Origin of the sequence: Saccharopolyspora phatthalungensis (assembly GCF_014203395.1) — a bacterium.
GTDB classification, from domain to species: Bacteria; Actinomycetota; Actinomycetes; order Mycobacteriales; family Pseudonocardiaceae; genus Saccharopolyspora; species Saccharopolyspora phatthalungensis.
In genome coordinates, this window is record NZ_JACHIW010000002.1 from 921,704 (window position 1) to 932,875 (window position 11,172).

An 11,172-nucleotide genomic window follows, 5' to 3' on the forward strand; every position below is an offset into this window, starting at 1 on the left:
ACTAGTCCACCGAGTATGCGTTTCCCGACACTGACACTCAAAGCCGGTTTCCCCAACGCCGCCACGATCTTGCCCGCATGTACCCAACCGCACCGTGATCAGTCCGCCGAAGACCCAACCGACGATCCCGTTCACCACGGGTTTCGGGCATCGCGCGGAGCACCCATGCCCGCGAACACCCGAACATCAGGAAAATCCGCCGGATCCCGGACGACGGCGGCTACCGTTCGCATGTCCGCAACACCGAGCATGATGGCCCGCGAGGCCGGCGTCGGCGTCCGGGCAGTACCATGCCCTCGCGTCAGGCGCCTACAGCCGGTCCGGTGCCGAGGCCGCGCAGTCCCGGTTGACCTGGGCCGACCGGCAATCCACCACCGGCAAGGCCCCAATCAGCCAACGGGTATACGGTAAACGGCGATTGCAGGCTCGGCGGGACCGGGATCCGTTTGTCCTTCGCCCCTGCCGTGCCCGTGGCCGTGATCTCACGCGCTGCCGCCAGGTCGGCTCGCCGGGCCCGCACGTCGATCCAGATCTCGACCCGGGTGGGTCCCTCGGCGGGCAGGAACTGCGGCGTCGCGACGAGTCCGACATCGCTGGGCCCGAACCGGTTGTCCTCCGGGATGTTCCACTGCGCGATGCGGAGCTTGTCCTTCAGTTCATTCGCGACGTAGGAGAAGTCTTTCTTGGCTTGCGATTCGTTGTCGTCGCGTGCGTTGAGATCGCCGTGCACGACGTAACGCACGCGAGGCTGGTAGCCCTGTCGTCTCGCCTCTAGGACCTTGTCCATTACCGGGTACAAGGCGTGGCGGGCGCGCACCCTCGACGGAGCGTCCTCGCCGACTGTCACGCGCGCGTCAGCGGGGGCACCTGCGAGAGTGGGTTCGGTGCGGGCGATGGCGAGCTCTAGTTCATAGGTCCGCTTGGCCTGCCACCACGCCCGCTGCGCGGCCTGCTCCCGCGCCATCGCCTCACTCCAGCGTTGTTTCGCTACCAGTTTCCGCGCCGTCGCCTCGCGCCGCTCCTGTTCGGCGACCGCGACCTTCGCCTGCAATTCGGCTGCCGTTGCCTGCGACAGGGTGACGCGAGCGGCGCGCTCCTGATCGATGGCATCGGTCCACTTCGCTCCCCGTTCGGCGAATTCCTTCGTGGCGGACACCAGCGCGGCGGGCAGCTCGATGCCGCGGTCACCGCGGCGGATCACGTAGCCTGCCTCGAACCCGGCATCGACGACTGCGGTCTGCTTGCCGACGCTGTACTTACCCGGGCTGGCGACGATGCGGAACTCCGCGCCGTGCATCCAGGTGCTCGTAATGCCCTTAAGCGGAGAATCCGCGGTCTTGTCCGGAAGCTTCTTGCCGGCGCTTTCGCTCCAGAGCGACTGCCCGCCCTCGTACTCGCGCGTACCCAGGGCAAACAGCGGAAGGTTCCACCCACCAGCCGACGCGAACGCCTTATCGCTCTTCTCGTGGTCATCGGATGCCTTCGGATGCGACACGCCGCCGGCGATCAGGGGCACCATCGAAAGAACATGCCGACCACCCGTACTGACCTCGTCATATTCGGTCTCCGGAGTCGCCATCGACCCGCCCATGCTGATGCGCCCGCTGGTCGAGGTGAGTGTGCCCCGGTCGGGGATCCGGAGGTGCACGGCCACGTCGACGCCGAGTTGGGGTGGCAGGTCGACCAGCAAAGCCTGCGCGTGCGGGTCGGCCAGCCTGCCCAGCAGCGCCTCCAACCGGTGCGGGGAGAACCACGCTCGCAGCGCCCGGCGCACATCCGCGTTCACCCCGCCCCCGGCGGCGGTGATGGCCCGTTCGGCCGCAGCGACCAGGTCCTCAACCTTGCCGGTGAACTCCACCGCCCGGAACTGCCCGGGAGCGGGCAACTTCTCGGCGTTGCCGCCGGAGCGCCAGCGCCGCACCGCCTCATCCGCAGCCTCCGACACCGGGCGGTCGGCGAGCGTGGCGGTGCGGGGCCGCGCAGCGACCTCGGCGGGCACTGTGTCCTCCACCGCGGTGCGCACCCCGACGGTGCGCACGTCCGGGGCCTCCGCTATCCGCTGCCCATGCCGCTCGAGACGCACGTCGAACAACACCTCGGCACGATGCGACGCCAACGCTCCCGACACCCGCTCCGAGTTCGTGTAGTTCTCGGCGGCAGTACGCGTCCGGGTGCGGACTTGCTTCAACCATGCGGCGCCGTATGCGATTCCCAGGCCCGCCTTGACATAGAGGGGTCCGTGGAACGGGCCTGGTTCGCCGCTGTCCGAAACGGGCCCCGAGGGTCCGGATCCGTCGATGTGAACCGCGGGGATCAGCGCGCCGAACGTTTCGAGGAGCACCCGGCGGGCCCGTCGGGTGCTGCTTGACAGGATGGACGCCGCACTTCCTGTGACCAGTTCGCCGTGCGTGATCCCCTCGGCGACCGGCTCCGAGCGCAGCTTGGCGCCCACGTGGAGCTCGTAGGTGCGTCCGCTGAACCTGTCCTCCAACCGCAACGGCGTGCTGGCCCCGCCGTTGGCCGCATCGCCCATCTTGGCCTGCACATTGGACAGGAAGCGCTCCACCTCGCGGTAATTGTCGTGCGCGGTATCCCGTGCGGAACTCGGCAGCAACCGATCGGCCTGCTCCGCGCCGAGACTGCGGGACACTTTCTCGTGCAACAGCGGAATTCGGTCGGTCAAGTCGACCGCCTCGGTGACCCCACCACTCCACGACGGCGCGGCCAGCGCGTGCCCGGCCGGCACCGGCACCACATCCGCCGACGGGCTGGGAGGTTTCACCGGGCTCGCCCATCCTCCGGCGGCGTTGCGGGCGCGCTGCGCGTCCACCTCGGCTTGCTTGGTCCTGATCTCCTGCAACTGCTCGTCGGTGACCAGGACCGTGCCTGCCCGTGGCAGCGTGAATCGCTCCGCCGACCGGACCGCCGGTTTCGGTGCGAGCAGTCCCACTCGGTCGATCTTGCCCACCGTGCGGACCTCGGTGGCGACGGTGGCCTCGACGTTCACCTCGACCAGATGCAGTTCACGCGGCTTGCCCGTCACCGAACGCGTGTGGCTGCTGCTGACCACCTGCCCGCGCTTGCGTGACGAACTGCCCGCCCACAGCGTGGTGTCGGCGAAGCCCAGCGCGGTGAGACTGCTGGTGTTCGGGCCGTGCTGGGCGGAAAAGTCGCTGATCGGGATCATCGCGGGTTCGATGGAGTTGCCGAAGGTGACGGTGCTGGTCGTCCCGCTGTAGGTGCTGCGCCCGCCGGTCACCGAGTGCGTCGGCTGCTGCCACACCTTGACCGGTTTGCCCTCGGCGTCCAGCACCGGCGTGGGGTCGCGCAGCAGGAGCGAATATTCGACCGCACCGTGCTGGTCCCGGCGGCGCCGAGGCGAGAACAGCCCGTCGAGCCGGAACTTCTTGCTGAGGCTGCGCGGATTCCCTCGCACCGTGGCCAACGACATCCCGGAATCAACCAGGCGCCCGTTGTCCCCGAGCTGCCAGCTTGAGTGCCCGGAGAGTTCCCTGAGCTGCTTGAACGCCGATTCACGGAGGTGTTTCATGCCGTGCAAGGACACGATCGGCATACCGTCGAAGACCCGCGAGAACCCGCGCCGCGTCGTCTCGTCGTCGTGGGGGACCTGGGATCGCCCGACGGGTTCGACGGCGGCCTTCTTTATTTCGATCAACTCGGTTTTCAGTTTTTCCGCCTGCCATGCGGGCAGATCGACGACGATGTCGACATCGACGACGCCCGGCTCACGGCCCTCGGCGGCAGCCGTGCGGTCCACGATCCGCAGGTCCCGCACCGGTGGCGTGTGCATGCCCGGCCTACCGATGGTCACGCCCTTCGCGAGCGTGTTCCACTCCTGCCAATGCGTTCCCGACGCCTTGTACCTGACCCGGTAAGCTAAGCGCTTGCGCGGTTCGGGTCCCACCCTGCCCGTGGCCGTCGGTTCGTTCCCGCGAGCGCCGCCGAAGGACAGTTCGGTGTTCTCCCCGGTGGCCGAGGACTTTCCCCGCGCGAAATTGACCTTGTGGTAGCTGGTGAGGACCGCCGTTTCCCCGGCCAGCACCGAGTAGATGCGCGCCACGAAGCCGGCCTCGGCCGACCAGGTCACACCGGTGCTGTGCTGCACGGTTTCGGAATCGGTCAGGGTCGCCGTCGCGGCCGCCTCGTCGATCGGGCCCAGATCCTTGACATCACGCACCTCCGCCGCCAGCGCCAGCGAAGCGTGGTAGTCGTGCCCTCGGCCGTGTTCGACCAACTCGACCACGGTGGCCTGATCGGCAAGCATCTCCTCGGCAACCCGCGGTGACGACAACCGGTCACTGGAAGTAGCGGTGTCGATCTGCTCGCCGCGCGCCAACTGCCGGGCCTTCTTGGCCTTGATTCCCCCGGCCAGCTTCGGATCGTCGAAATCGGCGACGAATGCGGTGTCCCGCCATGCCCACCGGTGATGCCCCGGGATCGTGCGCGCCGAATCGCGCAGGATCTGGGCGAGTTTGGCTCCCGCCCCGCTGGCCGCCAACGCCGCGCCGGTAATGCCCGCCACACGGTGCGGATGCGGCTGGTTGTCGTCGTTGATCAGACCGGCTTCGCGGGCGAACTGCGATACTGTCCAGTGGATGGCATCCACCGCCTCGGGGAATGTGATCGGCGGGCGGCCGGGCGTGCGGACCTGCAAGTCGTAAACAGTGCGGTAGCGCACCACCGTGACGTTGCTCGCCGCGGCATCGCTGCGTCCCGACGCATGGGCGAACTGCTGGTCGTGGCTGCGTCCCACGCTGCCCCCGACGTAAGGAGCCGCCGAGGCGATCACCGGTCCAACCGCGACACCGGGCCCCCCGGCCACCGATCCACTTACCTCGCGACCCGCACCGTGCTGACTCGTCGCCGTCGCGCCCCCCTTGCTGGAGGACACCAACGAGGCATTGTCGATCTTCTCCAGGTAAGCGACTTCCCGTGCTACGGCACGCATCTGCACGAAACGCACGCGAGTGGACAACATCCGTTTCAACGGATTGCCAGAAGGCAGCAATGGCTCCGACGACACCCACCCACGCCCAGCAGCCGCTTCCTGCTGGCTCACCGCCATCCGCGGCAAAAGATGTTCAATGCCGGACTGGCTGAGGAAGTGTCGCAGGACATCGCGCGCCAGGCCGCCAAGCGCGCCGAATTGCGCGGCCACCTGGTCATAGATGGCCGGTACTTGACCCGGCGCCGTCTTGATCCGCACGGGCTTGCCCTGGTACTGGCCATGGATCAAGTGCCGGACGTCGGTTCCTTCCAGCACCGAAGGTGGCAGCTCAGCCGGCACCGGCACGGCACGACCGCGATCGACCGACCGCAACCCGGTGGGCACGCTCAACTCGACGCCGACCGGGCCGGCGCCGGGATGACCTTCTCCACCAACGATCGTGGCACCAGTGCTGCTACGTCCCTCGTCATCCAGCCGGGAAATGTGGAACCGCACCGGCACGCGCACCGCGCGTGTCCCGGCGTACTCGGTGTCGCCGCCGGAAACATGCTTGTCCGGCAAGGCGATGGTCATCGACTCCTTGTTGGTATCGACACGATCGGTGGCTCTGTTCACCGCCGTCCCGGTCGGCAGGTTGACCGCACCGAAAGCCATCATCCCCGGGACCGCTGGGATGAAGAAAATCTGCCGGTAGTTCGGTTTTCCGGCGGACTTGGTGCCGGCTCCCGTGGCGCTTTCGGTCATCGTGGTGGCCGACTGCTCGGCGCCGGGCCCGTCCGCGGCGACCCGGTGCGTCCAGTCGAACTCGGCGCGTACCCAGAGCTTCGCATCACCGACCCGGAACTCGCGGCCATAGCCGAGCAAGGTTCCGACTTCGTTGCTCACGGCTTGTTTCAACGCGTCAAGGCCGTCCTTGTCGCTGTCGTCGGGCAACAGTCTTCCCGCTGCCGCGACGACCTGGTCGGTCCCCACGGTCCTGCTGAGCTGCCGCGCCGGGCCCAACGATGCGCTGCGACGGAGATACCCGGGCAACCGCAACCGGGGTCTGCCTGGGTCGTCGCCGTCTGGCTTGGTCCGAGCACCGGCGGTTTCGCCGGGCGCATCTTTGCCGATGGTGGGATTTTCGCTGGTCCTCCCCGACGGCTCGGCCGACTTTGTCTTTGTCATCGGGCCGGTCTCGGCTACGGGCGTGGCGGACTCCGAAGTCGTTTGCTTCGACAGGAGACCACCAACCCCAGAGGGCCCGCTCTTTTTCGGCCATAAGATGGGCCAAGACCGACGGCGTTGTGCACCCCTCGCGTCAACAGAGCCGGGGCTTGGGCCTTGCGCCGGTCGCTTTCCCGCATCCGCGCGGTCCCGGGCACCGTGACCGCTTGCCCGGTCATCATCACCCGCATCCATCAACATGTAGAGGCGCTCCAACAGCTCACGCCGCTCCTGCCCCAGGGCGTCGCCGGCATCCATGCTGTTGACGTCGCGCACCGTTTCAACCGCCGGCACCTCATCGCGCGGCTGCGGAGGGAACACGCCGCCACCGCCACCCGCCTCCGGGCCGGCACCCGCACTCACGCTCATGCTCGCGGCCAGGTATTCGTGCAACCGCTGCCGCATCGCCTCGGCAGCTGCCCGATCATCGGGTGCCCGCAACACCTGATGCGCCATCACAAGCCGGAGCGGCTCCGCCGCCCGACCACCCAGTAGCTCATCGGCAATGGCGAACAAACCCAAGAGAGCTTCAGGCCCCTGCCGATCCGTCACTTCCAGCAACGCCGCATCAGCCGCCTCGATCAACGCATTCATCTCCCGCACCGCGGCGTCACGCCGGGCCCGTCGCACCATCCCGACAGCGGCGGCAGCAGCCTGCGTCTCGTTCCGCAACGCCCCTACCTCCATGCGCTGAAGTGAGGGCTGCTGCGCGATATCCGACCACCACTCCATCCGCGCACGTAATTCAGGCGCATAAGGCGCCGAAGCGTCAACCACAAGCTGCCGCAACGACTCCACCGAAGCCATCAATTCGGAAACCAACTGCGACCGCTCCGGCGCGGCCACATCGGCCGACGCGGCAACCTCCGTCGGCACACCACCCGCAGAATCCACTGCCCCGCTGGTTGAATCACCATTCTCGGCACTGATCTCGCGAAGCCGCGGCTTGTTCGCCGCCAACTCGTTTCGCACCCGCTCGACCGACATCCTCAACTCAGAAACCAACCGCGCCCGCTCAGACACCTCCACGACGGGCGCACGCCCCTCCGGCACCGAAGCATCCGCCTGCGGATACGGCCCCGCGCCGCCCTGGATCGCCAGACCCGTCCCCCGCGTACCAAGCTTGGCCGCCAGCTCCCGAGAAAACCGCTCCGCCTCGGCACGGCCAACCGCAGCGGCCCTTGCGGCGACCAATGCCACCACTTCATCCAGTGAAATGCCCGACTCGCCCCGGGCCAGGTACACCACATCGTGCGTGCCCTGCACGATCCGCACCGCCGCCGCACGCGGCCCGCCCACCGACTGGGCCAACTCAACCTCCCTGCGGAGATCCGACTCCGTCCACTCCGCCACGGCCGTCGATCCAGGTCTTTCCCCGGCATGCCCCGCCTCGGACACCACCGTGCCGGTAGCCGTAAAGTCAGCGTCCGCCGACGCCGTCTCCGGACCCGACTGCGCACCCGGAACCGCCTTCTGCGCCGCACCCTCAGGAATAACAGTCGACGAGTTCGCCACAACATGCAGCCCGCCGGCCTGCTTCGGCGCCTCAATCGAACCCGCCCCGCCCACCGGACGGGGGCTGGACCCATCCGCACCAAACCGCACCCACTGTGGACCACTCCGATCACGCCCCGGCATCAGCGCAACGACATCACGCCCCGCACTCCGGGCCGCCTCCGCGGCCTGCCCCGGCGACACCACCACACCCGCACCCGCACGATCTCCGGACACCAACACCACCGGACCCGCATTCACATCACCGGCCCGGCCACGCACGAACTCCGCAACCCCACCGTCCGACAGCCCCTCCGCCGGCACCGTCACCAGCACGGCGTCCTCCGGCAACCCCACCGGAAGGCCGGCGCGACCAGTAATCGGGGCACTCGAAGAGGCCATTCGCGACGAGGTATCCATCGGCATCGACGAATCCGGCAGACCACCGCTCGGGCGAGCCGAGATCGTTTCCCCCGCAACAGAACTCGCGTGGGGATCCACCCCTACGGACGCCCCAGGAACGGTTGCGCTACCCCGCGCAAATCCCTGCACGTTGGTCCCGCCGTCGGGGTGCGGAACCGTCCCAGCCACCGGAGAAGACGTCTCCGAGACGACGGCGACCGAAGACGAATCGGGCTCATCAGTGCTACCCGGCAACGGCTTTTCCAGCTGCGAGTCGACCACTTGTGTCGTGGTCTCCACCCGCACACCATCCGCAGGCGCGGCCGGACTGTCCATGCCAGACTCCGCAGCGTCGGCGTGACCGTCACGCTGCGGTGAATCGCTAACCGTCACCCGGTCTTCAGAACCCGTTAAAGCACTCGGGTAATCGCCGTGATTATCCACATTAGACGATGCGATCTCTCCATGGCCGTCACCGACGGCACGGCTGTACGCCAGCGGCGGCGTTACGGCGTCGGAATCGCCACCGATGACACGTCCGCCGGGAACCGGTGAACCACTGCGGACAAGGTCGTCACCGCGAGGCGGGCTATAGGGTGGCGGCGTGTCCTGTCCCCGCAGCGCGCCCGGAGCCGTTGCATCACCAGCACGCCACGACACCACCACCCCGGTATCGTCCGTCCTCTCGGACATACTGGCCGGAGAGTCCTGCCCCGCTCCGGCACCCGCGTCCACACCCCTCGGCTCATCACCGGGCGTCGCCACCCCGTCGACAGACCGGGCAACCCTGGGTTCCGGTATCGAAGCTCCATGAACCAGGCCACCCAACGAAGGCACACCCCAGGACGGAGACAAGTCGGGCACATCCTTCTTGGCCGCCCCACTTTCTTCACCTTCTGCCACAACGGACGGTTTACCCAGTGCCACTTTTTCGGTATCGGGCGCTTTTTCGGTATCGGGCACGCCGCCCGTCGAGCCGGACCTTTCGCTGAGGGCTTCCCGGAAGCTGGGCTTCTCGCCCGCCTGCGACCCGAAGTCCACCTTCAAATCCGCTGAAGTGTCGGTGTCGGTGTCGGTGTCCGTCCCGCTGGAATCCTTCTCCCCGCCGGCGGCGTCCCGCGCCCGGCCCGCCGGAATCAACTGCCCCCGCAACGCCAACCCCGCCAGATTCCCGATACCCGAACCCACCGCCTCCGACAACCCCGCCGTGAACGAGAACGGATTCCACTGCGCCCCCTGACCACTCAACGCCCCATACCCCGCCTCGCCGAACATCTCGGTCAACCCCTCTTCCAACGACTCCCCCAGCCCGTGACCAAACCGGGCCGCCCACATCGCCCGCACCGACATCCCCGTGAAATCCTCAATATTCTTCGACACCACATCAGCAAAGCGCGCCATCGACGACAACGGATACTGCTCCGCGTGCTCCTCCACAGCATGCTTGGCAGCCGCGGCCAACACCTCAGCATCGATCTTGTCGCCCAAACCCCGCACCAACACTTTGGTAATCGCATTACCCACCACATTGCCCAACGCCGAGAGCGGCACCGCCAGCAACGCACTGAACGACCCCACCCCCACCGCCATCGTCGTCAGCTGGCCATCCCACTTCTTCCGCGTCCCCAACGCAAACTGCGCACCCTGCGCACCCACCTCCACCAACAGCTGCAACCCCATCCCCACCACCTGGGCCACCGCCAGCCGCACGAACAACTGCCCCCACCACCGCGTCAGCAGAAACCGCATCACCGCGAAACGTGCCGCCAACCACGCCATACTCGCCCCAGCCGTGGGCCCTGCCATCGCCACCGCCCAGGCGATCTCCGCAAGCAACAGCAGCAATCCACCCACCGTCACGAACTTCAGATACTGCACCTGTAACGCCAGGTTCTCCACGAAGCCCGCCAACTCCCGCAACCCCACGCTCCCGGCCTCCAGCGCCGGAACAAATCTGTCCAACCGCGCGGTGAACCGGTCCGCCGCCTTCCCCGAAAACTCCACCCGCACCCGCCCGACCACATCCCGCACCACCGGACCCAGCACCTCCACCGTCGCCGCGCCCGACTCCAACGCCCCCACAACCGCGAATAACGCATCCTCGTCCGCATCCGTCATGTCCTCACCGGTCAGCACCTGAAAAAGCCGTCTCACCTCCCCGGGCACCATCACAGACACGCAAACCACCCACTCAGACCACAGAGCCAGCGGCCGAGGAATCAACGGCCGAGTTGGACGAAGCCCTTCCAGCGGCGCTGGAGGCCGGTCGAAGCCTCAAAGGACACCACGACGCACCAAGAGGAGGATCATTGACCTCCGCCGACCGGAGTACAAGCTGCGCCCGTTCACCCACGCCAAGTACACGTCTCGTAACAGTCGTAACGTTCAATTCACCGGGCAACATGTTCAGGCATTCACCCGGATGCCTCTTATCGGCATAGGACAGCGGGATAAGCGCAGGTGACGAGCGGCCCGCGGCGGGCTGTGGATCAAGAGCCCATCCGGCATCCGGCGCAGCCGCCGCTGACTAGGGAGACGAGCCGGTTAGTTTCCGCACCTAACCAAGATCGTGCGCGATGTTCGGATGCCGAAGCGGCCTCACCGAAACCGTGATGCGGTCCGCCTTAGGCGACGTTTTCTCATCACGGCGATTGCACTGGAGATCGGCACCCACTCGCAGCCACTAAGGAGGCCGCCACGACGTGGTCCCGCGATTGCCTGTTCATGCAGGTTTCGAATGCTTTTTCGGGCAGTCGCAGGGAAAGGCGTCGCTGACCGTGTTTCTCTAGACGGCGGCTGGATCTCGTGCCAGCTGCTTCGCTGGCGTGGCCCGAGACCGGAACGGAGGCGCCGTATGCTCACCTATCGCGGTAGTTGGCGGCCGAGCTGGCCGGTTGCGGGGTGCTGGTTCAGGACGAGTGGCGACCGGCGGTGCTCCCGGCGACGGGTCACGAGGTGTTCGAAGGGGCCGTATCCCTTCCGCCCTTGGAGGTCGGCGAGACCGCGACGGTCTGGTACACCGTCGGTTGAGTTCGAGCTATGTCGCCGATCGGACGGTCGAAGCCTGAAAAGTTACAGTACGGCATCGATCAAAGTGGAGG

At 67.1% G+C, this 11,172-nt stretch carries 1 protein-coding gene; it reads right to left on the reverse strand.

Annotated features, from left to right (window positions below; genetic code table 11):
* Window positions 1-301: 301 nt before the first annotated feature.
* The gene (locus BJ970_RS30835) at window positions 302-10,240 is read right to left on the reverse strand and encodes a WXG100-like domain-containing protein (RefSeq protein ID WP_446689109.1); all 9,939 of its coding nucleotides are present in this window, start codon (window positions 10,238-10,240) and stop codon (window positions 302-304) included.
* Window positions 10,241-11,172 lie beyond the last annotated feature (932 nt).

What these genes read in the sequence shown, in the direction of transcription:
- BJ970_RS30835 (WP_446689109.1), bottom strand. Translation starts at nt 10,240, where the DNA reads ATGGTGCCCGGGGAGGTGAGACGGCTTTTTCAGGTGCTGACCGGTGAG.